21 protein-coding genes and 1 pseudogene are annotated in these 24,101 nt (G+C 61.6%); 7 read left to right on the top strand and 15 right to left on the bottom strand.

All coding sequences use genetic code 11. The features are described from left to right. Positions 1-18: 18 nt before the first annotated feature. Together JBE38_RS14835 and JBE38_RS14830 are read right to left on the bottom strand one after the other, a co-directional pair. Positions 19-3,114, bottom strand: a complete 3,096-nt coding sequence (locus JBE38_RS14835) for a multidrug efflux RND transporter permease subunit (protein ID WP_090366680.1) — start codon at positions 3,112-3,114, stop codon at positions 19-21. Beyond that, positions 3,111-4,277 (bottom strand): efflux RND transporter periplasmic adaptor subunit, encoded by a 1,167-nt coding sequence (locus JBE38_RS14830; RefSeq protein WP_090366678.1) that lies wholly within the window; start codon positions 4,275-4,277, stop codon positions 3,111-3,113. Before JBE38_RS14830 ends, JBE38_RS14835 begins: the two co-directional genes overlap by 4 nt. Positions 4,278-4,491: 214 nt before the next feature. On the opposite strand from JBE38_RS14830, the gene JBE38_RS14825 reads away from it, so the two are divergent. Together JBE38_RS14825 and JBE38_RS14820 are read left to right on the top strand one after the other, a co-directional pair. Next, positions 4,492-4,725: a hypothetical protein gene (locus tag JBE38_RS14825; protein WP_060753898.1), complete on the top strand. Its 234-nt coding sequence runs from the start codon at positions 4,492-4,494 to the stop codon at positions 4,723-4,725. A gap of 172 nt (positions 4,726-4,897) precedes the next feature. Continuing rightward, positions 4,898-5,686 (top strand): transporter substrate-binding domain-containing protein, encoded by a 789-nt coding sequence (locus JBE38_RS14820; RefSeq protein WP_205344569.1) that lies wholly within the window; start codon positions 4,898-4,900, stop codon positions 5,684-5,686. 18 nt (positions 5,687-5,704) lie between these two features. Here JBE38_RS14820 and JBE38_RS14815 read toward each other — a convergent pair whose 3' ends face one another. The 5 genes from JBE38_RS14815 to JBE38_RS14795 all read right to left on the bottom strand — a co-directional run bounded on the left by JBE38_RS14815 (position 5,705) and on the right by JBE38_RS14795 (position 10,195). Then, positions 5,705-6,448, bottom strand: a complete 744-nt coding sequence (locus tag JBE38_RS14815; protein ID WP_090366674.1) for a YkgJ family cysteine cluster protein — start codon at positions 6,446-6,448, stop codon at positions 5,705-5,707. A 110-nt stretch (positions 6,449-6,558) separates the two neighbouring features. Next, a complete protein-coding gene (locus tag JBE38_RS14810; protein ID WP_090366672.1) occupies positions 6,559-7,041 on the bottom strand; it encodes a GNAT family N-acetyltransferase in 483 nt (160 codons plus the stop codon). 3 nt (positions 7,042-7,044) lie between these two features. Then, positions 7,045-7,947: a chemotaxis protein gene (locus JBE38_RS14805; protein ID WP_205344568.1), complete on the bottom strand. Its 903-nt coding sequence runs from the start codon at positions 7,945-7,947 to the stop codon at positions 7,045-7,047. Between the two features lie 111 nt (positions 7,948-8,058). Continuing rightward, positions 8,059-9,033 carry a 2-hydroxyacid dehydrogenase gene (locus JBE38_RS14800; RefSeq protein ID WP_198760500.1) on the bottom strand — a complete coding sequence of 325 codons (975 nt, stop codon included), beginning with the start codon at positions 9,031-9,033 and terminating at the stop codon, positions 8,059-8,061. A gap of 199 nt (positions 9,034-9,232) precedes the next feature. Beyond that, the gene (locus tag JBE38_RS14795; protein ID WP_060753892.1) at positions 9,233-10,195 is read right to left on the bottom strand and encodes a LysR family transcriptional regulator; all 963 of its coding nucleotides are present in this window, start codon (positions 10,193-10,195) and stop codon (positions 9,233-9,235) included. 182 nt (positions 10,196-10,377) lie between these two features. Here JBE38_RS14795 and JBE38_RS14790 point away from each other — a divergent pair, with 182 nt between their 5' ends. From JBE38_RS14790 to JBE38_RS14775, 4 genes are read left to right on the top strand one after another with little or no spacing between them, the layout of a single operon-like run. Beyond that, the gene (locus JBE38_RS14790) at positions 10,378-11,889 is read left to right on the top strand and encodes an efflux transporter outer membrane subunit (RefSeq protein ID WP_090366666.1); all 1,512 of its coding nucleotides are present in this window, start codon (positions 10,378-10,380) and stop codon (positions 11,887-11,889) included. A gap of 10 nt (positions 11,890-11,899) precedes the next feature. Next, a complete protein-coding gene (locus tag JBE38_RS14785) occupies positions 11,900-14,089 on the top strand; it encodes an FUSC family protein (protein ID WP_205344567.1) in 2,190 nt (729 codons plus the stop codon). Further along, positions 14,079-14,279: a DUF1656 domain-containing protein gene (locus JBE38_RS14780; RefSeq protein WP_060753889.1), complete on the top strand. Its 201-nt coding sequence runs from the start codon at positions 14,079-14,081 to the stop codon at positions 14,277-14,279. Before JBE38_RS14785 ends, JBE38_RS14780 begins: the two co-directional genes overlap by 11 nt. Positions 14,280-14,289: 10 nt before the next feature. Next, positions 14,290-15,150 (top strand): efflux RND transporter periplasmic adaptor subunit, encoded by an 861-nt coding sequence (locus tag JBE38_RS14775; RefSeq protein ID WP_205344566.1) that lies wholly within the window; start codon positions 14,290-14,292, stop codon positions 15,148-15,150. A 35-nt stretch (positions 15,151-15,185) separates the two neighbouring features. On the opposite strand, the gene JBE38_RS14770 is transcribed toward JBE38_RS14775, so the two are convergent. From JBE38_RS14770 to JBE38_RS14745, 6 genes and pseudogenes are all read right to left on the bottom strand, one after another. Continuing rightward, positions 15,186-16,088, bottom strand: a complete 903-nt coding sequence (locus tag JBE38_RS14770) for an HlyD family secretion protein (protein ID WP_060753887.1) — start codon at positions 16,086-16,088, stop codon at positions 15,186-15,188. Continuing rightward, positions 16,085-16,735: pseudogene (locus tag JBE38_RS14765) on the bottom strand (ABC transporter ATP-binding protein); the annotation flags it as partial. The gene JBE38_RS14770 and the pseudogene JBE38_RS14765, both read right to left, overlap by 4 nt. Positions 16,736-16,843: 108 nt before the next feature. Then, positions 16,844-17,974, bottom strand: coding sequence for an ABC transporter permease (locus JBE38_RS14760; protein WP_198760495.1), 1,131 nt, complete (start codon positions 17,972-17,974; stop codon positions 16,844-16,846). Next, positions 17,974-19,326, bottom strand: coding sequence for an efflux transporter outer membrane subunit (locus JBE38_RS14755; RefSeq protein ID WP_205344601.1), 1,353 nt, complete (start codon positions 19,324-19,326; stop codon positions 17,974-17,976). The genes JBE38_RS14760 and JBE38_RS14755 overlap by 1 nt, the downstream gene beginning before the upstream one ends. A gap of 237 nt (positions 19,327-19,563) precedes the next feature. Beyond that, entirely contained in the window at positions 19,564-19,965 is a 402-nt protein-coding gene (locus JBE38_RS14750; RefSeq protein WP_060753883.1) for a hypothetical protein, read from the bottom strand. Next, complete coding sequence (locus JBE38_RS14745) at positions 19,962-21,152, bottom strand: MFS transporter (protein ID WP_205344565.1); 1,191 nt, start codon at positions 21,150-21,152, stop codon at positions 19,962-19,964. Before JBE38_RS14745 ends, JBE38_RS14750 begins: the two co-directional genes overlap by 4 nt. A gap of 111 nt (positions 21,153-21,263) precedes the next feature. Between JBE38_RS14745 and JBE38_RS14740 the strand changes: the two genes are divergently transcribed. Continuing rightward, the gene (locus JBE38_RS14740; protein WP_205344564.1) at positions 21,264-22,121 is read left to right on the top strand and encodes a LysR family transcriptional regulator; all 858 of its coding nucleotides are present in this window, start codon (positions 21,264-21,266) and stop codon (positions 22,119-22,121) included. A 2-nt stretch (positions 22,122-22,123) separates the two neighbouring features. Here JBE38_RS14740 and JBE38_RS14735 read toward each other — a convergent pair whose 3' ends face one another. Next, a complete protein-coding gene (locus JBE38_RS14735; protein ID WP_198760493.1) occupies positions 22,124-22,744 on the bottom strand; it encodes a retron system putative HNH endonuclease in 621 nt (206 codons plus the stop codon). After that, a complete protein-coding gene (locus tag JBE38_RS14730) occupies positions 22,737-24,083 on the bottom strand; it encodes an AAA family ATPase (protein WP_205344563.1) in 1,347 nt (448 codons plus the stop codon). The genes JBE38_RS14735 and JBE38_RS14730 overlap by 8 nt, the downstream gene beginning before the upstream one ends. Positions 24,084-24,101 lie beyond the last annotated feature (18 nt).

Here is a 24,101-nt window from a genome sequence, read left to right as displayed (position 1 = left end):
CCAGGACGGGCCTCAGCCTCAATGTGGGGTCGCCAGCCCAAGCGCTGGCTTGGGCCGGTGGAAGATCTTCTCAAGGTACAAGTATATGACCGGCGTGGTGAACAGCGTCAGCGCCTGGCTCACCAGCAGGCCACCCACCACGGCAATGCCCAGCGGTTGACGCAGCTCCGCACCCGGGCCGGAACCCAGCATCAACGGCACCGCACCGAGCAATGCGGCCAGGGTCGTCATGATGATCGGCCGGAACCGCGTGACGCACGCTTCATAAATCGCTTCTTGCGGTGCCAGCCCGCGCACGCGTTGGGCTTCCAGGGCGAAGTCGATCATCAGGATGCCGTTTTTCTTGACGATACCGATCAACAACACCAGGCCGATCAACGCCATGATCGAAAAATCCTGGCCCAGCAGCCACAGCATGATCAGCGCGCCCAGGCCCGCCGAGGGCAAGGTGGAGATGATTGTCAATGGGTGCACAAAGCTCTCATACAGCACCCCCAGGATAATGTAGACCGCCACCAGCGCCGCGAGGATCAGCCAGGGTTGGCTGGCCAGCGAACTCTGGAACGCCTGGGCCGCGCCCTGGAACGTCCCGATCAAGGTTGCGGGCATGCCGATTTCATTCTTGGCCTGGTTGAGCATGATCACCGCATCACCCAGTGCGACGCCGGGCGCCAGGTTGAACGACAGGTTGGCGGCCGGGAACATGCCGTCATGGCTGATGGACAATGGCCCGACGCTGGGTGGGTCGACCTTGGCCAGGGCCGACAGAGGCACCATCTCGTTGGTCAGCGGCGAGCGCAGGTAAAAGTAGTTCAGGCTTTCAGCCTTGCCGCGCTGCTGGCTGTCCAGTTCCAGTACCACCTGGTATTGATTGATCTCGGTCTGGAATTCGTTGATCTGGCGCTGGCCGAAGGCGTCGTACAGCGCCTGGTCGACATCGGTGGCGGTCAGGCCGAAGCGTGCGGCGGCCTGGCGGTCGATGCTGATGTGGGTGATGCTGCCGCCCAGTTGCAGGTCGTTGGACAGGTCGCGAAACGCCGGGTTGGCGCGCAGTTTTTCGGTGAGGCGCTGGGTCCAGGTGTTGAGCGTCGGGCCGTCGTTGCTCTTGAGCACATATTGATACTGGGCGCGGCTGGGGCCGGAGCTGAGGTTGATGTCCTGGCCGGCGCGCAGGTACAGCACGATGCCCGGCACTTTCGCCAACTGCGGGCGCAGGCGATCGATGAACTGGCTGGCGGACACATCGCGATCACCGCGGTCTTTCAAGGCGATCCAGAAGCGACCGTTTGCGATGGTCTGGTTGCTGCCGGTCACGCCTACCGAATGGGAAAACGCTTCCACCGCCGGGTCAGCCTTGATGATCTCGGCCAGGGCCTTGTGTTTGGCGACCATGTCCGGGTAAGACACGTCGGCTGCGGCTTCGCTGGTCCCCAGTACAAAACCGGTGTCCTGCACTGGGAAGAAGCCCTTGGGGATAAACACATAACCGACCACGGCCAGGGCCAGGGTCACCAGGAAGATCGCCGCCATGCTGCGTTGATGGGCCAGCGCGCGGCGCAGGTTGCGCGCATAGCCGGCCAGCAGGCGTTCGCTGAAGCCGGGTTTGTCGTGGGCGTGGTGAGTCGGTGCGCGCATGAACAGCGCGGCCAGGGTGGGCGCCAGTGTCAGCGAAACCACCACCGAAATCAGAATGGTCGAGGTGGCCGTCAGCGCAAACTCCTTGAACAGCCGTCCGACCACGCCGCCCATGAACAGCAGCGGGATAAACGCCGCCACCAGCGAGAAGCTGATCGACACGACGGTAAAGCCAATCTCGCCGGAACCCTTGATCGCCGCTTCACGTTTGTCGAGACCCGCTTCCAGGTGGCGGTGAATGTTCTCCACCACCACTATAGCGTCGTCCACGACAAAACCGACCGCGATCACGATCGCCACCAGGGTGAGGTTGTTGAGGCTGAAGCCCAGCACATACATCAGCGCGAAACTGGCGACCAGCGACACGCCAAGCACGCTGGACACAATCAGCGTCGCCGACAACTGGCGCAGAAACAGCGCCATCACCGCCACCACCAGCAGGATGGCGATCAGCAGTGTCACTTCCACTTCATGCAGGGATGCGCGGATGGTCTTGGTGCGGTCGCTCAACACACTGACGTTGACCGAGGCCGGCAGCATGCCTTCCAGGCGCGGCAGCGCGGCCTGGATACGGTCCACGGTCTCGACGATGTTGGCGCCCGGCTGGCGTGAAATCACCAGGTTGACGCCGGGCGTATCGCCTGACCAGGCCTGCACGTAGGCGTTTTCCGAACCGTTGATGACTTTGGCGATGTCACGCAGTTGAACCGGTGCACCGTTCTTGTAGGAAACGATCAGTTGGCCGTATTCGTCCGGGTGAAACAGCTGGTCGTTGGTCGACAGTGTCGACACGCTGTTCTCCCCGTAGATCGCGCCCTTGGCAAGGTTCAGGCTCGACTGCTGGATGGCCAGGCGCACGTCCGCGAGGGTCAGGCCGATGGCCGCGAGTTTGTCCGGCGAGGCCTGCACGCGAATCGCCGGGCGCTGCTGGCCGGTGATGTTGATCTGGCCGACGCCGTCGATCTGGCTGATCTGGCGGGCCAGCAGGGTTTCCACGTAGTCGCTCAGTTCGGTGCTGGGCATGCTGTCGGCGCTGACGCTGAGGATCAGTACCGGGCTGTCTGCCGGGTTGACCTTTTTCCAGGTCGGCAGGCTCGGCATGTCCCTGGGCAGTTTGCCGGACGCGGTGTTGATCGCCGCCTGGACTTCCTGTGCCGCGGTGTCGATGCTTTTGTTCAGGGTGAATTGCAGGGTCAGCAGGCTTGAGCCCAAGGCGCTGCTGGAGGTCATCTGGGTCACGCCGGGAATGGCGCTGAATTGCACCTCCAAGGGCGTTGCAACCGACGAGGCCATGGTGTCCGGGCTGGCTCCGGGCAGGGTAGCGGTGACCTGGATCGTCGGAAACTCCGCTTCCGGCAGTGGGGCGACGGCCAGGCGTGGGAAGGCAATCAGCCCCAGCAACACCAGGGCGAAGGTCAGCAGCAGGGTGGCAACCGGATGGTCGACGCACCACGCGGAGGGTGAACGGCTGCCGCTCATGGTTGCACCTGAGGGGCAACGGTCTGGATCACCTGGGGCGGTTCCTTGAGTACCTCCACCCGGGCTCCGGCCTTGAGCCGCGACTGACCATCGCTGACCAGCACGTCCCCGGCCTGTACCCCCTTGATGATGTTGAGGTCGCTGTTCTGGTAGACCACTTGCACCGGTACCACTTCAACCTTGTCACCGCTGACCCGGTACACGAAGTGCGAGTCCAGGCCGCGTTGCACCACGGTCGGCGGTACCACCAAGGCATTGTTGTCCATGGCGGTCTGGATCTTGAGGGTCACCAGCTGCCCCGGCCACAGGCGCTGGGCGGCGTTGTTGAACTCGGCTTTGGCGCGCAGGGTGCCGGTGGTGGAGTTGATCTGGTTGTCGATCAGGCTCAAATGGCCTTCGGCGAGCAGGTCGCCGGTCTGGCCGTCGGTGTCGGCGCCCATGTAGACATCGACGTTGGCCTGGGTCGGCGCGGCGATCAAGCCTTGCAGGGTCGGCAGCATTTGCTGTGGCAGGGAAAATTCGACGGCAATCGGGTCGATCTGCGTGACGGAGAACAGACCCTGGGTATCACTCATACGCAGGAAGTTACCCTCATCCACGGTGCGAATACCGACGCGGCCGCTGACTGGCGAGTGTATCTGCGTATAGGAAAGTTGCACCTGAGCCGAGTCGATAGCGGCCTGGTTGCCCTGGACCGTGGCCTTGAGCTGATTGACCAAGGCTTGTTGCTGGTCGTAAGTCTGCTTGGATACGCCGTCGTCAACACTCAATGCCTTGTAGCGCTTGAGGTTGACCAACGCCACCTGCAACTGGGCCTGGCTTTCTCCCAATTGTGCCCTGGCCTGGTCGAGGCTGGCGCGGATCGAGCGGTCGTCGAGGGTTGCCAGCAGGTCGCCGGCCTTGACCCACTGGCCTTCCTTGACCAGCAGTCTGGTCAGGATGCCGTCGATTTGCGGGCGAATCACCACACTGTGCAGCGACAGCACCGAACCGATACCACTGACGAAACGCGGGACATCCTGTTGTGCAACGCTCACCACACGCACCGGAATGGCAGCCGGTGCAGCCAGTTTGGTCTTGGCGGGGCGGGTCAATGCCCAGGCTGCAACCGCCAGCACCAAAAGGACGCCCACCAGCAGGGCCGTGTTTCGTTTTATTTGCATAGGTGAGGCGCCAGGGCAAAGGATCGTAAGAATGAATGAACCTTTATAGCTCGCCGACCCGGTCAGCAAAGTGACCGCTGTCTGACGGCGCTGTCAGTTAAGGTCCGACCATTCGTACGACAATAGATAAAGATACGAGGGCCGCAGGTATACTGCGCGCCAGTGTGGCCTGCAAGCCGGTCCCTCTCCATTTCTTGCCCGCTCCGGAGCTTTCATGACTTCCCCGACCCAACCCGCTGTTGAAGCGACCGACCTCGTTGATACGGCCAATGCCGACGGCGTTGAAAAAGCCGAGATCCCGGCTTTCAAGTTCCCTTTCAAGCCGGGTGAACTGGCCGGGGCCAAGAATGCCGGCCAGCCTTGGTACAAGGGCGGTGTCAAGAACGGTCATACCAAGACGCCGGGCATGGCGCCACCCGGTACTCGCCGTTCCATGGGTAAACGTTAAGAGTAAAAATTCGCGGGCAATACCGATCATTGCCTACGGCAATAACTGAAATTTCGTATTGTCGGCCCGCGGACCTTTCTTGAAAGCTTGCACGGTATCCGCTTCGCTCCGGCTGTTTTTGCCGGAGTGAAGGTGAGATGAGGCTGGCTTTTCCGGAAAGGATATCCCCCTGATGCTGAAACAGCTCTGTGTTGCGTTTGCCGTATTGCTGCTGCTCGTCATGTTCAGCACTGCCACTGCCAGTGATCCACCCAGACACGAAATCCGTTTTGCCGTCGCCGCGCATTTTCCCCCGTTTCAAAGCCGCAATCAGCAAGGCCAACTGGTGGGGCTGAATATCGAATTGGGCAACGCCCTGTGCGTGCAGCTCAATGTGCGTTGTACCTGGGTCGACCAGGTGGTTGTGGAAAACTTTCCTGCCCTTGAAGCCCGGCAATTCGATGCGATCATGGGCATGGCGCCGACATCGGCCCGGCGGCAGTGGGTGAACTTCACGGATGATCTCTACCCGATCACCACCCGCCTGGTGGGCCGTAGATCATCGGGTTTGACTCCGGATCGGCGGTCGCTCAAGGGCAAGCGTGTCGGCGTCCTGGTGAAAAGTAACCGTGAAGCCTTTGCCCTGTCGCAGTGGGCGCCGGCAGGGGTGACCATCAAGAGTTTCTGGCTCAATGACCAGCTGGTTCGCAGCCTGGTCGCGGGTGACATCGATGCGACGCTGCAAGGTACTGTGGAAATCCGTGAAGCGCTGCTCGACACACCCGACGGCCTGGGCTTCGACTTCCTCGGCCCTGTCGTCTCGTCGCAACTATTGGGTAACAGCGTGGCGATTGCGGTGCGTAAGCCCGATACGGCGTTACGCAGTGAACTCAATCGTGCACTCGAACAACTGATGCAGAACGGCGAGTACCGACGCATCCTGCACTCTTACCCTGTTAACGGGCTGCATGCCTGTCCATGACCGCCCGTTTCCCCGGGGTCAGGCGGCGCGCAAGGAGATGAATGCATAGTTGGCAGGCACTTCGGTAACGATTTGTGCCCCGGCATCCAGCACCTGTTCGGCGATATCCATCCCGGACACATGAAACACCCACTCATGGGCCGCATACGGCTGGTCAACCGCCAACTCGATCGCCTGGGTAAAGGCGTGCATGTCCGGTAAGTAGGCCGTAAAACCGTCACCCTTCAGCGCTGTGGTGCGGATGCCGAGTAAGGCGCACACCGCCTCTTTGGTCTGTACATCATCACGGTCAGCCTGGCGTGAGCGACGAATCAGCTCCGCCAATGCAGGGTCCATCAGCTCACCCCCGACGATCAGGGCCGGCCCTTGTTCCCAGGATTCCGGTGGGCAATCCTTGGCCGCCGGGTTCAGCGGAATATGCGGGTTGATTTCCATCGGGTAGATCCGACACACCAGCGGGCGCCGCTCGTAGATGCCGCAGCGGTTGTCTTCGTCAAGATTCCGGCAGCGCCCGGCGTTGTAGGCGGCAAAGGTGATTGCCACGAAGGCCTCGGTATTGCCGCTGGGCACGCTCACCGAACGGCGCTCGGCGTGTTCGCGCTGCTGCTGCGGCACCCCCAGTCCGCTGGCCAGGAAACCTTCTACAAGAACGATCACATTACCGCCATCCGCCGCCCATTGCCGGGCTTCGTCGAGGGTCAGGGGGACGTGGTGGTCGGTGCAGCACTTGCCGCAACCTACGCAGGAAAAATGAGTGTTCATGGGCAAGTTCTGTCACCAGGCAAGGTCAGAGGGCACGCAGGAACGGTGACGGGTTTTTACCTCTATCCACCATTCGGGCTCTCTTGAAGCAAGTTACACGCCAGTGCCTGTCAGTCCTCTATCACTACATCGCGTAGGACAAATCTCATGCCTGCGCTTTCATAGAGCTGCCGCGCGCGTACGTTGCTTTCCAGCACCTTGAGGTCCACGTAGGGTTCGCCGCGCTGCTTGAACATTGCAAAGGCCTGCAGCAATAACGCACGCCCCAACCCCTGGCCTTGGGCGCAGGGGTGAATCGAGAGGTTCTTGATAAAGGCGCTGGTCCAGCATTGAGCCACGCCGAGCACGCCGTCAGCGTTACTGGCCACCAGGCACAGCGTCGGGTCGAACTCGGCATCCGTGATGAATTGATGTTGCCATTGCTCCAGGCTGGGCACGCGACCGCCACCCTGGTCCTGGGTCAGGCGCAAGACTGAATGGATGGCAGGGGCCAGTTCGGCCCGGTAATGATCCAGCTCAATACCCGCCGGCCACTGTGGCGCGGGCAGGCTGCCCGTCAGGTCACGGCGCAGCAGCTGGAAGTATTCCCGCATGCCTCACAGACCCTTTTGCGCCACGCTCTGGGCGGCGACCACCAGGCATTTGGTCAATTCTGGCGAGGAGAACTTGGTCAGCACCGCGTTGGCCCCGGCCAAGCGCGCTTTCTCGCTGTTCATCGCGCTGTCCAGCGAGGTGTGCAGCAGCACATAAAGGTCCTGGAAGTCCGGAGTTTCGCGCAAGGTGCGGGTGAGGGCGTAACCGTCCATTTCAGACATCTCGATGTCCGACACCAGCACGTTGATCTGCGCGTCAGTGCCTTGCAGCTCCAGCAGCACATCAATCGCTTCCTTGGCGCTGCGGGCGGTGTGGCAGGTCAAGCCGAGGTTGCGCAGGGTATGTACCGACTGTTGCAAGGCGACCTGGCTGTCATCCACCACCAGGATGCGGGCATGGCCAAGGACTTCGGCTTCTTCCATGGTCAGGTCGGTCGGCGCTGCTTCAATCGGGGCCGGGGCGATGCCGTGGATGACTTTCTCGATATCCAGCACTTGCACCAACCCGCCTTCCACCTGGGTAACCCCGGTGATAAAGGCACGGTTACCACCGGAGCCATAGGGCGGTGGGCGGATATCGGTGGTCAGGCAGTGCACGATCTTGCTCACCGCCTGCACATGCAGGCCCTGCTTGGAGCGGCTGACATCGGTGACGATCAGGCAGCCGCCGTCGGGGTCTTGCAGGGGCATTTCCCCCAGGGCGCGGCTCAGGTCGATCACCGACAGCGAAGCGCCGCGCAAGGTGGCGATGCCTTTGACGTGGGGGTGCGACTCCGGCAGCCGGGTCAACGGCGGGCAGGGTATGATTTCACTGACTTTCAGCAGGTTGATCGCCATCAGCTTGCCGCTGCGCAAGGTAAAGAGCAGAAGCGAGAGTGAGTCTGCGCGGGCTTTGGTGGTGGACATAAAAACCTTCTGTGGATCAGGGACTGTGATCTGTAGCAGGTTATCGACTCGGGGGAGCCAGGCTTTAACCGGATTTTGTTGCTGGCCGGCTCCCCCCACCGTGGATCTGTATCAGCCCTTCCACACTTGTGGGTTCACCAAGTCCTGCGGACGCTGCCCCAGCAAGGCGCTGCGCAGGTTATCCAAGGCACGGTTGGCCATGGCTTCGCGGGTTTCATGGGTCGCCGAGCCGATGTGCGGCAGCGTCACGGCATTGCTCAGTTGAAACAACGGCGACTCGGCCAATGGCTCCTGTTCATACACATCCAGACCGGCGCCGCGAATTTGCTGGTTTTGCAGGGCTTCGATCAACGCCGGTTCGTCGACGACAGGCCCACGGGAAATATTGATCAGGATCGCGCTGGACTTCATCAGCCCCAGCTCGCGGGTGCTGATCAGGTGGCGGGTCTTTTCGCTCAACGGCACCACCAGGCACACGAAGTCGGCTTCGGCCAGCAATTGGTCCAGGCTACGGAACTGCGCGCCCAGCTCCTGCTCCAGCGCCGTCTTGCGACTATTGCCGCTGTACAGGATCGGCATATTGAAACCCAGGCGACCCCGTCGGGCCACCGCTGCGCCAATATTACCCATGCCCACGATACCGAGGGTCTTGCCGTGCACATCGCAGCCGAACAACGGCGCGCCGACGCTGGCTTTCCACTGGCCGGCCTTGGTCCAGGCGTCCAGCTCGGCCACGCGGCGCGCGCTGCTCATCAGCAGGGCGAAGGCCAGGTCGGCGGTGCTTTCGGTGAGCACATCGGGGGTATTGGTGAGCATGATCCCGCGCTCGTTGAAGTAGGGCAGGTCATAGTTGTCGTAACCCACCGAGACACTGGATACCACTTCCAGCTTGCTCGCCGCTTCGAGTTGCGCACGGCCCAGCTTGCGGCCCACGCCAATCAGGCCGTGGGCATGGGGCAGGGCGTCATTGAATTGAGCGTTGATGTCGCCGCGCTTGGGGTCGGGCACGATCACCTCGAACTCCTGTTGCAGGCGTTCGATCATGGGCGGGGTGATGCGGCTGAAGGCAAGGACAGTCTTTTTCATTGCAGGCGGGCTCATCGACTACGGAAGAATGCCAAGCACGCTAACATTTATCCCCCCAACGCAACACCACTGTAGTGAGCGGGCTTGCCCCGCGCTGGGCGGCGCAGCCGCCCCAAACCCAGGCACCTCGGTCCTCCTGAAATACCGCGGCGTCTTTGTTGGGGCGGCTTTGCCACCCAGCGCGGGGCAAGCCCGCTCACTACAAAGTCGCGAGGCGAACGCCGCTGCTCAGCTCATACGCGGCCAGCTCCGCCTGGTGCGCCGCCAGGATCTCCGGCAACGACCCGCGCAGGTATTCCACCCAGGTCTTGATCTTCGCATCCAGGTATTGGCGCGACGGGTAGATGGCGTACAGGTTCAGCTCTTGCGAGCGGTAGGTCGGCATGACCCGGACCAATGTGCCGTTGCGCAGGCCTTCGATGGCGGCGTACACCGGCAGCAGGCCGACGCCCATGCCGCTGGTGATGGCGGTTTTCATCGCATCGGCCGAGTTCACCAGGAACGGCGAGGTGTTGATCGCCACGCTTTCCTGGCCTTCAGGGCCATTGAAGGTCCATTTATCCAGTTGGATCACGGGGCTGACCAGGCGCAGGCAGGCATGGTTGAGCAAGTCCTGTGGGCGCTGCGCACACCCTTTGGCTTTGACGTAGTCCGGCGAGGCACACGCAATGCTGTAGGTGATGCCCAGGCGTTGGGATACAAAACCCGAATCCGGCAGCTCGCTGGCCAGCACGATCGATACGTCGTAACCCTCGTCGAGCAGGTCCGGCACACGGTTGGCCAGGGTCAGGTCGAAGGTCACGTCGGGGTGGGTACGCCGGTAGCGGGCAATCGCGTCGATCACGAAATGCTGGCCGATGCCGGTCATGGTGTGCACTTTCAGTTGCCCGGCGGGGCGCGCATGCGCATCACTGGCCTCGGCCTCGGCTTCCTCGACATAGGCGAGGATCTGCTCGCAACGCAGCAAATAGCGTTTGCCGGCTTCGGTCAGCGCGATGCGGCGGGTGGTGCGGTTCAACAAGCGGGTTTGCAGATGGGCCTCGAGGTTGGAGACCGCGCGCGACACATTGGCCGTGGTGGTATCCAGCTGCGCGGCGGCGGCGGTAAAGCTGCCGGCTTCGGCGACGCAACTGAACGCGCGCATGTTTTGCAAAGTGTCCATGGAGTGTTCTCAGGGGAGATGACAAATTGTGACAGAAAGTTACGCCGACCAGTGATCCCTACCAATGGATTATCGCCTGAACGGTAACAAAGATTCACAGGAATACCAGCTTATCGTCCTGCATGCCGCCGCCTAGAATTGCGCCACCTTCCCCGCACCACCACCTCAGGAATTCGTTTGCCGTGCCGTGCCGCATCAGCAGAGAGCTGAAGACTCTCAGTGTTTGGGCTTTATCGTTAGCAATCAGCGGCTGCATCGGAACCGGAGGCATTGCCCCACAAGGCCAGGTCCTCAACGCCAATACCCTGGCCACCGACGAAGCCATCCAGAACGCCGTCCAGGACGCCCACTGGCCCACCGCCCAGTGGTGGCAAGCCTACAACGACCCGCAACTGAACCGCTGGGTTGAACGTGCCACGCAAAACAGCCCGAGCATGGCCATGGCCGCCGCGCGGGTGCGTGAGGCGCGGGCCATGGCCGGGGTGGCCGAGTCGGCCGAGTCGTTGCAGGTCAACAGCGACACCACCCTCAAGCGCCACAACTGGCCCAAGGACCAGTTCTACGGTCCTGGCGAGTTGAGTGGCGCGAACACCTGGGACAACAGTTCCACGCTCGGCCTGAGTTATGCGCTCGATCTGTGGGGCCGTGAAAGCAATACCACGGAACGCGCTGTCGACCTGGCTCACATGAGCGCCGCCGAGGCGCGCCAGGCCCAGCTCGAATTGCAGAACAACGTGGTGCGCGCCTATATCCAGTTGTCGCTGCATTACGCCAGCCGCGATATCGTCGCCGCCACCCTGGCCCAGCAAGAGCAGATCCTGGAGCTTGCCAACAAGCGCCTGAACGCGGGGATCGGTACGCACTTCGACGTCAGCCAGGCCGAAAGCCCATTGCCGGAAACCCATCGCCAACTGGACGCCTTGGACGAAGAAATCGCCCTGAGCCGTAACCAGTTGGCGGCGTTGGCCGGCAAAGGCCCGGGGGAGGGCGCGATGTTGCAGCGCCCAACGCTGTCCCTCGCCGCCCCGTTGAAACTGCCGTCCAGCCTGCCCGCGCAATTGCTCGGCCAGCGCCCCGACGTGGTCGCCAGCCGCTGGCAGGTCGCCGCCCAGGCCCGGGGTATCGATGTCGCCCATGCCGGTTTCTACCCCAACGTGGATCTGGTCGGCAGCCTCGGCTACATGGCCACCGGTGGCACCGCGCTGGGCTTCCTCAGTGGGCAGAAATTCAACTACAGCGTGGGCCCGGCGATCACCTTGCCGATTTTCGACGGTGGCCGCCTGCGCGGGCAATTGGGTGAGGCGAGTGCCGGTTATGACATCGCCGCGGCCAAGTACAACCAGACCCTGGTCAACGCGCTCAAAAGCATCAGCGACCAGTTGATCCGCCGCGAGTCCATGGACAAGCAGGCGGCCTTCGCCGCGCAGTCGGTGGCGTCGGCCCGGAAAACCTATGACATCGCGATGATCGCCTACCAACGCGGCCTCACGGATTACCTCAACGTGCTGAACGCCCAGACCTTGCTGTTCCGCCAGCAACAGATCGAGCAACAGGTGCAGGCCGCACGCTTGAGCGCTCACGCCGAACTGGTGACCGCCCTGGGTGGCGGCCTCGGGGCCGGCAACGATGTGCCGCAACCGGCCAAGACCCTCCCGAGCAAGACCCCGGCGGCGCTCGCCGTGTTTGACCACTGAGTAGCCTGTGATGACTCCTTTGCCTGCACCGCTGCGCTGGCTGCACTCCCTTGAGTGGCGCCGTGGTTTCTTCGACTGGGCGCGCAGCGACGGCGTGACCTGGGTCTACATCTTCAAGGTGCTGATCGCTGCGTTCCTCACCTTGTGGCTGGCCATGCGCCTGGAACTGCCGCAACCGCGCACGGCAATGATCACGGTTTTCATCGTGATGCAGCCGCAAAGCGGCCAGGTGTTCGCCAAGAGCTTCTACCGTTTCCTCGGCACCCTGGCGGGCTCGGCGGTGATGGTCTTGCTGATCGCCCTGTTTGCGCAGAACACCGAACTGTTCCTCGGCGCCCTGGCGATCTGGGTCGGCCTGTGTACGGCCGGTGCGACGCGTAACCGCAACTTTCGCGCCTATGGGTTCGTGTTGGCGGGCTACACGGCGGCGATGGTCGGCTTGCCGGCCCTGGCCCACCCGGATGGCGCGTTCTTGGCGGCCGTATGGCGCGTACTGGAAATCTCCCTGGGAATCCTGTGTTCCACGCTGGTCAGCGCGGCGTTCTTGCCGCAGACCTCCAGCGCGGCAATGCGCAATGCCCTGTACCAACGCTTCGGCGTGTTTGCCTTGTTCGTGACCGATGGCCTGCGTGGGCGCAGCCAGCGCGAAGGCTTCGAGGCCAGCAACGTGCGTTTTATCGCCGAAGCCGTGGGCCTGGAAGGGTTGCGCAGCGTCACCGTGTTCGAAGACCCGCATATGCGGCGGCGCAATGGGCGCCTCAGCCGCCTCAACAGTGAGTTCATGAGCATCACCACGCGCTTTAACGCCTTGCACCAATTGCTGGAGCGGCTGCGCACCGATGAGGCTGACCACGTCGTCGCGGCGATAAAGCCAGGTTTGCAAGACCTGGCCGAAGTGCTCGACGGTTTTTCCGGCCGTGCCCTCACCAGCCCTGACGCCGCGCGGCTGGCCAACCAACTGAGCGCCTACAAGGACGGCCTGCCGGCCACGGTGCGCAGCCTGCGTGCGGCCTTCCAGGAGGGCGAACCCACCGAGGCTGAGCAACTGGATTTCCACACCGCCTACGAGTTGCTTTACCGCTTCGTCGATGACTTGCACAACTACGCGCTGACCCACGCTTCCCTGGCCGACCACAGCCACGCTCGGGAAGACTGGGACGAGCCCTACACGCCAAAGACCAATTGGCTGGCCTGCGCCGCTTCCGGGATCCGCGCGTCGTTCATCCTGATCGTACTCGGCAGTTACTGGGTGGCCACCGCCTGGCCAAGCGGCGCAACCATGACCTTGATCGCCGCCGCTACGGTCGGGCTGTCTGCGGCGACGCCCAACCCCAAGCGCATGGCGTTCCAGATGGCCTGCGGTACCTTGATCGGTGCGCTGGTGGGCTTCGTCGAAATGTTTTTTGTGTTCCCGTGGATCGACGGTTTCCCGCTGCTGTGCGTGATGCTCGCCCCCGTCATCATCTGCGGTGCGTTTCTCGCTTCACGCCCGCAATACGCCGGCGTAGGCGTGGGCCTGCTGATCTTTTTCAGCACCGGCTCGGTGCCGGACAACCTCACGATCTACAACCCCTACACCTTCATCAACGACTACATTGCGATGGTCATCGGCATGCTGGTGTGCGCGGCGGCGGGGGCGATCATTCTGCCGCCCAACAGCCGCTGGTTGTGGCGTCGCCTGGAGCAGGACCTGCGTGAACAGGTGGTGTATGCGATTAGCGGCAAGCTAAAGGGCCTGGCGTCGAGCTTCGAAAGCCGCACCCGCGACCTGCTGCACCAGGCCTACGGCCTGGCGGTCGGCCAGCCGCAGGTGCAGCGCGACCTGCTGCGCTGGATGTTCGTGGTGCTGGAAGTCGGCCACGCGATCATCGAGTTGCGCAAGGAACAGGCGATCCTGCCGGTGCACCCGGCGTATGCCGAATCCCAGCCGTGGCGCCAGGCGATCCGCGTGATGGGCCGCTCACTGGTGCGACTGTTCCTGCAACCCAGCGCGAGCAACCTGGAGCGCGGCCTGATCGCAGTCGACCACGCCATCAGCCGCGTGCAGGCCACCGACGAACCTTTCGCCCCGCACTTCGACACTTCGGCCCTGCGCCGGGTGAAAAGCTATCTGCATTTTATCCGCACCTCGCTGCTGGACCCGCAATCACCACTGGCGGCCCTCAAGGGCGCCACGCAAGGAGTCACGCATGCCCCGTGAAATCGCGTTCCACGGCCTCTACATGCCGACCATGACCCTGATGTTCCTGATCGCGGCGGGGCTGGCCTGGGGCGTGGACCGCTTCCTGGCCGGGTTCGACCTGTACCGTTTTTTCTGGCACCCGGCGTTGTTGCGCCTGAGCCTGTTCGTTTGCCTGTTCGGTGCCCTGGCGCTGACCGTCTACCGTTGAGAATGCCCCGATGAAAAAGTTTTTCAGTCTGCTTGCGACCTTGCTGGTGCTGGCCCTGGCCATCTGGATTGGCCGCACGCTGTGGGTGCACTACATGCAAACCCCGTGGACCCGCGACGGCCGTGTGCGCGCCGATATCATCAACGTCGCCGCCGACGTGACCGGCGAAGTGGTGGACGTGCCGGTGCGTGACAACCAGTTGGTGAAGAGGGGCGACCTGCTGATGCAGATTGACCCCGAGCACTACCGCATCGCGGTCAAACAGGCGCAAGCGTTGGTGGCCTCGCGCAAAGCCACCTGGGAAATGCGCAAGGTCAATGCCCACCGCCGTGCCGACCTCGACGCCCTGGTGATCTCCAAGGAAAACCGTGACGACGCCAGCAACATTGCCGACTCGGCATTGGCCGATTACCAGCACGCGCTGGCGCAACTGGAAGCCGCCGAACTCAACTTGAAGCGCACTCAAGTGGTCGCGGCCGTCGACGGTTATGTGACCAACCTCAATGTGCATCGGGGCGACTATGCGCGCATCGGCGAAGCCAAGATGGCCGTGGTGGATATGAACTCGTTCTGGGTCTATGGCTTCTTCGAGGAAACCAAGTTGCCCCACGTCAACGTCGGCGACCCAGCCGATATGCAACTGATGAGCGGCGAGACCCTCAAGGGGCACGTGGAAAGCATCTCACGTGGCATCTACGATCGTGACAACCCTGAAAGCCGTGAGCTGGTGGCGGATGTGAACCCGACCTTCAACTGGGTGCGATTGGCCCAGCGGGTGCCGGTGCGCATTCATATCGATGAGGTGCCCGAAGGCGTGCTGCTGGCGGCAGGCATCACCTGCACGGTGATCGTCAACCCGACGACCCGTTGAGCAGGCCGCGTTGCACGGCCTGCCCAGGCAAACGCCTACGGGCCGAACCGCACCAGCATGCGTTGACCGACCCGCAGTGACGCCGGCGGGGGCTGGTCGAACGCCAGGATACATTCGACCGTACGCATGTTGGCCCGCACCTGGGCGTCGTCTTCAAGGGTGCTGTTGCCCAGCACCGCACTGATGCGCACTACATGGGCAGACAGCGGTGCCGAGCCCGTGCCGCTGTCATCCGTCACTTCGGCCCGCATACCGGGGGTGACCACGCCGGCAAACGATTCATTCAGCTCGGCTCGTAGGATACGCGGCTGGTTCGGTAGCAATACGAAGGCCGCACCGGATTGCGCGGAGACCGCCGCGCCGGGCTGGATCAGGCGACGGACCACTTCGGCATCGATGGGCGCGCGAAGGCTGCGCCGGGTCAGTTCGTAGCGTGCTGCATTGAGCTTTCTCGTCGCGATGTCGGCTTGCACCTTATTGGTTTCGCTCTCGTCACGCAGCCGCTCGACCGCCTCGTGGGCCTCATCGGCACTTTGCTGGTCGCCGGCGCCTGCTCCGGCGGCCAATGTCAGGCGCTTGGCCTTCTGTTCGGCGAACTTGAGCTGCCTGGCCAGTTGTTTGGCTTGCACCTGCACCTGTTGTTGCCCGGTCAGTGCAGCACCCACCGCCAGTTGTTGCAGCTCGCTGTCCAGGGTGGCGAGCAGTTGGCCTTTTTTGACCTGCTCGCCTTCTTTTACCTTGATCTCATTAACCACCGCGTCGGAAGTGAAGCCGAGCTTGAGCAGGCCGCCTTCCACGTCAATGCGGCCACGGGCGACCGCCAGGTAGCTGGGGGCCGATGCGGCGGGGTTTGCCGGTTGATCTTCACGGGAGCAACCCGCGAGCAACAACAGTGCGCTACTCAGAACCAGCCATGGGCGAAGCGAACGCGAGTTCATACAAAATGTTCCTGGGCACCGGCCAGCTTGGCGGGTGGGAAAGGTTGGGAGTGATCGTTCAGGATGCGGCCGTCTTCAATGCTCAGCACCCGGTCGGAACTGCTGATCAGACGCGGGTCGTGGCTGACACACAGCACCGTGGTCCCGTGTGTGCGTGCGATCCTGTGCAAAATGTCGATCACGATATGGCCGTTGGCGGCGTCGAGCGCGCTGGTGGGTTCGTCGGCGAACAGCAGTTCGGGCTCTTTGGCCACGGCACGGGCGATGGCGACACGTTGCTTTTCGCCACCGGACAATTCGGCCGGGCGCAGCTTCATGCGCGCACCGAGCCCGACTTCTTCCAGGGCCGCGATGGCGCGCTGGCGTACTTCTTTGTGAGGCAGGCCCAGGTAGCTCAACGGCAGTTCGACCTGTTGCAGTGCGGTCAGGGCCGGGAACAGGTTGAAACCCTGGAACACAAAGCCGGTGTGCTTGAGGCGAAAACGCTCGAGTGCCTGGTTGTCCAGGCTTGCCAGGTCCTGCCCCAATGCGGTGGCGCTGCCCTGGTCGGGGCGTTGCAAACCACTGAGGATCGCCAGCAGCGTACTTTTGCCGCAACCGGACGGGCCTGAGATCAGGGTCAGTTCACCCGGCCGTATCGCCAGGGAAATGTCGTGCAGCACAGGCGTCACGATCCGGCCCGAAGTAAACGACTTGCTGATACCACGGGCTTGAAGCGTGATGGCGGTTGCCGATGTCGAGAGGCTCATGGGCAGTTATCTCAGAAGGCTTGCCGGGTCGGCGTGGCGTAAGGTGCGGATGGCCGCTAGGCCCGACACCAGTGCCAGGATCATGCTCAGCAGCACGCACGCCAGAGCCGCGCCGGGCGAAAGTTGCAACGGCACGTTGTAGTGCGCCGCCATGACAAAGAACAGCCCCGCCAGCACCGAACTGCCGAGCAACCCCAGCGCCCCGACCCAGAACGCCTGTTCCATCACCACTTTGCGCAGGGCATTGACCCCCACGCCAAGGGCATTCAGGGTTGCGTACTCGCGGATCGAACCGACAATGGCGGCCACCAGTGTCTGGCTGGTGATCACGGCGCCGACCAGAAAGACGATGCCTGCCAGAAACAACACGCCTGCACCGGCGCCCGTGTCGAACATCCAGTACATCTGCGAGCGCTGGGCGAACTGCTGGGCGGTCCAGACTGCGTAGTTGCCGAACCCGGCACCGCCGCCCAGGCGCGCGGCAACGGCTTCGGCCTGGCTCGGGTCGCGCACTTTGGCGACCAGGTACGTCATGCGGTCCGCCGTGGCGGTGGCGTCGAGTTGTTGCGCCGTGGCGAGCGATGCCAGCACGTTGACCCCGCCCAGCGCACGCAGGCCGCTGGTAACGCCGACCACATGCACGCGCTGGCCGTTGATGATTGCGCTATCCCCCAGCTTGACGCCCAGGCTGTCCAGGTCGGCGCGGTCCACGATCACGGCGCCGGGCTCATCCAGGCGGGCACGCAGCAGGGGTGGCAAGGTCCGTTCAAACATCAGGCCCTGGGGCCCGGCATCAATGCCGCAGACGTAGACCGACACGCCACCGGTATCGCGTGCACCGCGCCAATCGGCATCCACCCAGCGGAACGACTCCACCCGCTGGATATCGGCATCCATGCGCAGGCGCATTTCTACATCGGCATTGATCGGCCGCCCGAGGTTGACGCTTTGCGTACCGGGATAACCGACCCAAAGGTCTGCCGTGGAGCCGGTGATATACACACTGGCACTGCCGAAGATGCCCAGTACCAGGGCCGTCTGGAGCAACTGCAGCAAACCTGCAAAGCCTACCGCGATGATCGCGGGCAGGAAGCGGCGCCACTCATGCACCAGTGTCAAACGGGCAAGCGCCACCATCAGTCAGCATCCTTAAGCGTGGTCGCCGGTAACGGCGCGCCACCGAGCGCCTTGTAAAGCGCGACGTAGGCGACATCCCTTTGGGTGGTCGCGTTGTCGGCCTGTTGCTTGGCGCGCAGCGTTTCCACCTGGGCGCCCGTCAGTTCCAGCGGGCTCATCAAACCCAGGTGGACGCGCTGTTGCGCCGCTTCCAGGCGGCTACGTGTCGCGGCATAGACCTGTTTGGCCGACTGCTCGCGCAGACGCAGTTGCTCAAGGTCGCCCAAGGCAATTTCGGCTTCGGCAACGCCTTGCAGTACCGCTTGCCGATACGCCAGCACGGCGGCCTTCATCTGGTGATTCCTGGATTTGGCGGCGGCGGCCCGCTGGCCCCAGTCGAACAGCGGGATACTGATCCCGGGCCCGGCCGAGAAAATGCTGTTGCCGCTGGGCGTGTGCTTGCGATTGCTGGCAATGTTCAGCGACCACTGCAACGACGTGCCCAGGCTCAGGTGCGGGTACATTTCGGCACGGCTCAACCCGAGTTCACCGGCGGCGATCAACACCTCGGCCTCGGCGCCGGCAATTTCCGGACGTGTGCGCAACAGGTCCGCCGGCAGGTCGTTGAATTGCCGTTGGCCAAGTGTGGGGGCGGAGCCGGGTTGCAGCCAACCCGCGTCGGGTTCCGGCTGCCCGGTCAGTAGCGCCAATTGTTGCGCATGGCTGTTGATCAGTTGCCGTGGCTCGGTCAGCAGCATCTCCGTCTGTGCCAGTTCAGCCTCGGCGCCGGCCACATCGCCCTGAGGCGCCAGTGTGAGTTGCTGACGTACCTGCAACAGTTGCAACTTTTCATGCTGGGTGTCGCGCACGCTCAGCAGCGCGCGTTCTGCCTGTTGCGCCGAGCGCAGTTCGATCCATTGGCGCACAACCTCAGCCACCAGCGACACCTGCACGCTGCGCAAGTCGGCAACTATGCGCGCCTCGTTACCCTGGGCCACGCGGTCGGCGCTTTGTCCGGCGCCAAACAGCGGCAGTTCCCACTGCGCGTCAAAGCCGATCAGGAAGTAAGACGTGCTGGTATCAGGGCTGATCGCATCGTGAGTCTTGATCCCCAGCGAGGGCAGATACGGCGATTGCGCATGTTGGCGCAATACCCGCGCGGCCCGCAGGCGCTCGACGGCGGCGGCGACATCCAGGTTGTTTTGCAGGGCTCGCGCCACCAGCGCATCCAGCTTGGGGTCATTGAATGCGCGCCACCACTGGTTCAGGTCGGGGGCCAGCGGCGACCCGGGAGGCGGCGCGTTGCGCCACGCTTCGGGTGGGGTGGGCTTCAAGGCCGGCAAGGGGGCGACTGAACAGCCGGTCGTGACCATCAACAGCAGTGACAGTGAGCATAGCGTCCGGCAAGAGCGCGAAAGGTTAAAAGGCTTGATTGGTTTCACCCAGAAGCTTCCAGGACTGTTTTAGAGGATCGATGCGGACTTCGATCAACGACCAGCCGGATAGGGGCGAGGTGTTTGTTGAGTCAGGAATCAGGGCGCAACTTTACGCAAAGCGCCCGTTCAGGGTTGTAGCAAAATTGTATTGCTCTGTAATGAATGACCCTGGAGTCACGCCTGGCAGTAGGTTTCATGCAGGTGCCGCCATAGCAGCGCACCGCTGGCCTGCTTCTCGAACACCACGGTGGCCCGCCGATCCGTCCGGGTACCGCTGTCATCGATCTGAAGCTCGCGGTAAGTGACTGTCGCACCGTTGGCGTGTTGATCAATCCCGGTCATTTCGCTCAGGGTGATTTTCAACCCTGGACGCATGCCACCCAGGCGCGTGAACAGCGCATTGACCCCGGCCGCATTCACCCTGGCGCCGGTGGCGGGTGCCACCATGCTGAATTCGGGCGAGAAGCGCGCCAGCAGGCTCGGCAATGTTCCTTCAGGCGCCACTCCGGCAAACCATTGCTCGATCTGGATGTGGGTGTGGATCACTTCGTCGAAAAAAATACGGTAATCATTCATGGCTGTCGCTCGCTGGCAGGGTGAAGCAGTGCGCGGATTCTGGACGTATCCAGGCGTGACACTGCGAAGACGGGCAGCACGGTCAGGGCTGCGGCTATCGTGAAGGTTGTCGCGAAAGAATCCAAGGCCGACAACAGCGCACTGAGCGCCGCGGCGCCAAGGCAGAAGCTGATTTGCCGGTTGATGTTCCACAAGGCGCTGGCATGACCCATATGAGCGGCGGGAATATCCAGAAACGCCAGGGTTTGTGCGGTGCTGCTACACAGGCTGCCACCCAGGCCCATCAATACATAGGCAGCAATAATCACGCTGGGTTCGGGGGTATTCAGGCAGAGAATGCCGCTGCATTGCAGGGCCATTCCCATCAGCAACAAGGGTTTGGGGCCGCAACGATTGAACAGCTTTTTGCTGAGGAAAATGGCCAGCGCCGACGCCAGCGCCCACGGCAGCATCAGTGCGCCAGTGCGTGTTGCGTCATAACCCAGGCTGCGCAAATAGAGAATGGCGATCAGGCTGGTACCGATAAACACGCCGGGAATGAACAGATAAACCAGCATTGCCACCCGCAGCATCGGGCTGCCGGCTTGTTTGAAAATACTGCCGATGTCCAGCGCCGGGCGCACGGCGGTCGGCACGTCAGGTTTTATCCACAGCATGGTCAGCAACCCGGTGACCAGCGCCAGCGGCAGGTTGGCATAGAAGATCCAGCGCCACGACACGCTGTCGACGATCAGCCCGCCCAGCGCCGGCGACAGTGCCGGCACCAGCAACGCCACCGACATCACCCGCGCCGTCAGTTGGCTGCGCTCCGCTGCCGGAAATTGCCGATAAGCCATCGCTTGCCCCACCGGAATCAGCAGCCCGCCACCCAAGCCTTGCAACGCACGCCAGCCAATCAGCGCTTCGATCGAGCTTGCCTGGCCGGCCATCACCGAAGCCCCGGCGAACAACAGCAGGCTGCTCGCAATCAGCGTGCGCTCGCCCAGGCTCGCCGCCAGCCACACACTCAATGGAATGATCAACGTGAGGCCGAGCATGTAGGCGTTGCTGACCCACGCCAGCTGCGTCACCGAAGCCTGTAACTGACGGGCGATATCCGGGTAGGCGACGGTGGCGACAAACATGTTCACCAGGTCCAGGGCGAAGCCCAGCAAAAAGATCCAGGCGACTTTCGAGCGGTAGGTCATGAACGTGATCCTGCGAGTGAAGCGGGCAGGGTAGGCCACATGTTCACTTTGGAATACACCGGTTTGCCTGCTAGTTTGTCAAAAATATTTTGACAAATGAGGGGTTTGCCCATGGTCAGCCTGGACCGCTTCGACACCTTCAAAGCCGTGGTAGAAGCCGGCTCGCTCAGCGCGGCCGCCGACCTGTTGGGCCAGACCCGTGCCGTGGTCAGTTTCAACCTCAAGCGCCTGGAGGCCGAACTGGGCGTCACCCTGCTCACTCGCAATACCCGGCAACTGGCGCTGACGGACGCCGGCGAGCGCTTCTATCAGCGCTGCACGCGGGTGCTGCTGGAAGCGCAACTGGCGATCGAGGATGCCCGTTCGGAACATGCCCAGCTCAAGGGCACGTTGCGCATCACCACGACCGTGGACTATGCGCTGGCCGTGGTGGCCCCGGCGGTCGAGGCGTTCCGTCGACTGCACCCGGACTTACATATTCACTTATCCACATCGTCCACCCACGCCGATTTGATTTCGGAGCGTTTTGACGTGGCGATCCGGCTGGGGCGCCTTGCGGACTCCAATCACCGCGCCGTGCAGCTGTCGACCTACGAGGTATTGGCGGTTGCAGCGCCAGCGTTTGCCGGGGTTCGAACCCTGGACGAGTTGGAGCGTTTGCCCAAGCTGGGGCATGGCCGCCTGACGGAGTTGAACGTGACCGGCCCGACCGGTGACCCGCATGCCTATCGCATCGGCCCGGCGGCACTGGTCGCCGACAGTGCCGCCGTGCTCCAGGCCTTTGCCGTGCGAGGCCACGGTGTCGCGGTGCTGCCGCAGTGGCTGGTGCAAGACGATCTGCAGTCGGGGCGCTTGGTGCGCCTGTTGCCGGACCATCGCTTTGCCCCGCAAGGGGTTTATGCGATGTATCCGGATACGCGGCATTTGCCGCAGAAGGTGCGGGCGTTTATTGATTTTATGAAGGGGTAATGTCAGGAGTTCAGGTGATGGATGACGTTTATCAGGACGGGAGAGAACGGTTTGAGCCGATTATTGGCGTCTGGGACGCTTAGCTCTTCTAGTAACAGAGTTAAAAGCTCGATATTTTCTAGTTCGAGCTCCACGCCGCCTTGATAGAGAAGCGCTTCAACCAGGCTTTTTCTGGCATTTATCAGTGTTCGGTTGTTTTGATGGCTGTCGCCTAAATTCAGTACCCGAATAGCGGTGGTTGCTCTCGGAGTGAGGCCCTCTACGCGCCCCGAAATGTAAAACTTCAGTTCGGTTTCGCACTCATCCATTAAGGAGTTCAGCGGCAGTGCCTGATGTTCGTGGGCTTTTCCGCACTGTTTACTGCGGTTGCAACTGGCGACAATGTTGGAGAAGTCCAGTGTGCGATTGGGCGCAATTTCTCTAGCTTGAATATGTTCGTTGTGAGCAGTGTCGGGCGTGATCTCATGGCAACAATGTGCACAAAGGCCGTGCTGTTCTTCAACGCACGCCTCTCGAATTGAGGCTCTTTCTACGGGGGTCAAATCTGAGTAGCGGCCCGTTGGGTGCGTACGCTTCCATTGCGTTAGTGCTGTAGGCTCATTTCCTTTGGTAATTTTACGCACTGCGCAACTCCAATTTGCGGATGAGAAGTGCTGCCTTGATCAGTTCGATATGACCAGGAGAAAGTTCTGCGGATAACTCTTCAAAGAGAGCCTTGGCTTCTTTCAAATTTTTGTCTTGCAATAGTTCCAGTAACCGATCCAGTCGATCTTGAACGTCCCTGTTCCGCACATCGGTGTCCATGACGCTCAGGAGCACTTCGTTGGCGTCCAGGCCGTAGAGGCCATCACGCTCCTCCAGTTCGCCATCGTCCAAGACGTAGCACAAGACATCTTTGGCATCGCTGATCACCAATGGTGAGTGCGTCGTCAGGATGAATTGACAGTTAGGAAAGGTCGCTGTCAGTTGCTGGATCAGGCTGCGTTGCCATTTGGGGTGGAGGTGGAGATCTACTTCATCAATCAGCACCACGCCATGACCGTGTAACGGATTTTCAAGCGAGGGGTTCATTATGGCGAGACGGCGCGCAATATCACCCACCAAGGCCATCAGGGATTTCTCACCTTGGGAAAGTTGTGCAACGTTCAGTGTTTCGCCGTTTTTATCGATAGCCAAGTGCGGGCTGGGCATTCTTTGAACGCGTAAATTATCAAAGCCTGGCATAAAGTAGGCAATGGCAGAACGCACAGCAGATAGCTGTCGATCCCGTGATGCGTGTTGTACACGATTAAGTTCGTTAACGAATTTTTCATCGGATTCGAACGTGTTTTTTAGATGAGTCAAGACATCGAAAGGTATGCCCGCTTCATTTTCACTGTCTTCTCTATCCCTGAACCATTCAAAAAATCGAGAAAAATTCACGCCTCCGCCCAATGAATTTTCATATCCTGCAAGTTGATCGATCTTTTTGTTCGAGTTTTTGATGTTAAGCGGAATTTGTAGAACAGATCGTTCCACTGGATAAAAAGCTACTAAGGGTAGAGAGATATTTTCGTCTACCAATGCCCAATGATATCGGTAGTTACCCGCCAGTTCCGTGGCATTTGCGAGTTCGCTCACGGCGGATGATGCACGACCCTGACGTGACTGAGATAGCGTCCAATAGTAGTCGGAACGCTTTGAATGAGTAGCATCGCTGACGAGAACAAAGATGGCCGCGACATTAGCGGAGTTATTGATCACCTCTGCTGTGATAGGCGACCCTTTCCCTTTATTAGTCTTCACTCTGGCAACGAACCAACTTAGCGCCGTCGCCAGTGACTTTAATATAGTCGTCTTCCCCGCCCCGTTGTTCCCCACAAACACGGTCACCTTCGACGCATGCTTTTCGGTAGGCGCAAAGGCGACTTCCAAGTCGGTAAAACGACCGACGTTATTCAGTCGAATTTTTCTGATTTCCATTGCATTACCCTTGTGGGG

This window comes from Pseudomonas sp. ICBG1301 (assembly GCF_016918385.1).
GTDB lineage: Bacteria > Pseudomonadota > Gammaproteobacteria > Pseudomonadales > Pseudomonadaceae > Aquipseudomonas > Aquipseudomonas palleroniana.
The sequence above is the reverse complement of the archived record's forward strand: the minus strand, read 5'-3'. Positions and strand labels throughout refer to the sequence as shown.

What these genes read in the sequence shown, in the direction of transcription:
- JBE38_RS14745 (WP_205344565.1), bottom strand. Translation starts at nt 21,152, where the DNA reads ATGACCTACCGCTCGAAAGTCGCCTGGATCTTTTTGCTGGGCTTCGCC.
- JBE38_RS14815 (WP_090366674.1), bottom strand. Translation starts at nt 6,448, where the DNA reads ATGAACACTCATTTTTCCTGCGTAGGTTGCGGCAAGTGCTGCACCGAC.
- JBE38_RS14730 (WP_205344563.1), bottom strand. Translation starts at nt 24,083, where the DNA reads ATGGAAATCAGAAAAATTCGACTGAATAACGTCGGTCGTTTTACCGAC.
- JBE38_RS14830 (WP_090366678.1), bottom strand. Translation starts at nt 4,277, where the DNA reads ATGCAAATAAAACGAAACACGGCCCTGCTGGTGGGCGTCCTTTTGGTG.
- JBE38_RS14835 (WP_090366680.1), bottom strand. Translation starts at nt 3,114, where the DNA reads ATGAGCGGCAGCCGTTCACCCTCCGCGTGGTGCGTCGACCATCCGGTT.
- JBE38_RS14780 (WP_060753889.1), top strand. Translation starts at nt 14,079, where the DNA reads ATGCCCCGTGAAATCGCGTTCCACGGCCTCTACATGCCGACCATGACC.
- JBE38_RS14795 (WP_060753892.1), bottom strand. Translation starts at nt 10,195, where the DNA reads ATGGACACTTTGCAAAACATGCGCGCGTTCAGTTGCGTCGCCGAAGCC.
- JBE38_RS14825 (WP_060753898.1), top strand. Translation starts at nt 4,492, where the DNA reads ATGACTTCCCCGACCCAACCCGCTGTTGAAGCGACCGACCTCGTTGAT.
- JBE38_RS14785 (WP_205344567.1), top strand. Translation starts at nt 11,900, where the DNA reads ATGACTCCTTTGCCTGCACCGCTGCGCTGGCTGCACTCCCTTGAGTGG.
- JBE38_RS14775 (WP_205344566.1), top strand. Translation starts at nt 14,290, where the DNA reads ATGAAAAAGTTTTTCAGTCTGCTTGCGACCTTGCTGGTGCTGGCCCTG.
- JBE38_RS14755 (WP_205344601.1), bottom strand. Translation starts at nt 19,326, where the DNA reads ATGGTCACGACCGGCTGTTCAGTCGCCCCCTTGCCGGCCTTGAAGCCC.
- JBE38_RS14800 (WP_198760500.1), bottom strand. Translation starts at nt 9,033, where the DNA reads ATGAAAAAGACTGTCCTTGCCTTCAGCCGCATCACCCCGCCCATGATC.
- JBE38_RS14760 (WP_198760495.1), bottom strand. Translation starts at nt 17,974, where the DNA reads ATGGTGGCGCTTGCCCGTTTGACACTGGTGCATGAGTGGCGCCGCTTC.
- JBE38_RS14805 (WP_205344568.1), bottom strand. Translation starts at nt 7,947, where the DNA reads ATGTCCACCACCAAAGCCCGCGCAGACTCACTCTCGCTTCTGCTCTTT.
- JBE38_RS14750 (WP_060753883.1), bottom strand. Translation starts at nt 19,965, where the DNA reads ATGAATGATTACCGTATTTTTTTCGACGAAGTGATCCACACCCACATC.
- JBE38_RS14820 (WP_205344569.1), top strand. Translation starts at nt 4,898, where the DNA reads ATGCTGAAACAGCTCTGTGTTGCGTTTGCCGTATTGCTGCTGCTCGTC.
- JBE38_RS14810 (WP_090366672.1), bottom strand. Translation starts at nt 7,041, where the DNA reads ATGCGGGAATACTTCCAGCTGCTGCGCCGTGACCTGACGGGCAGCCTG.
- JBE38_RS14740 (WP_205344564.1), top strand. Translation starts at nt 21,264, where the DNA reads ATGGTCAGCCTGGACCGCTTCGACACCTTCAAAGCCGTGGTAGAAGCC.
- JBE38_RS14770 (WP_060753887.1), bottom strand. Translation starts at nt 16,088, where the DNA reads ATGAACTCGCGTTCGCTTCGCCCATGGCTGGTTCTGAGTAGCGCACTG.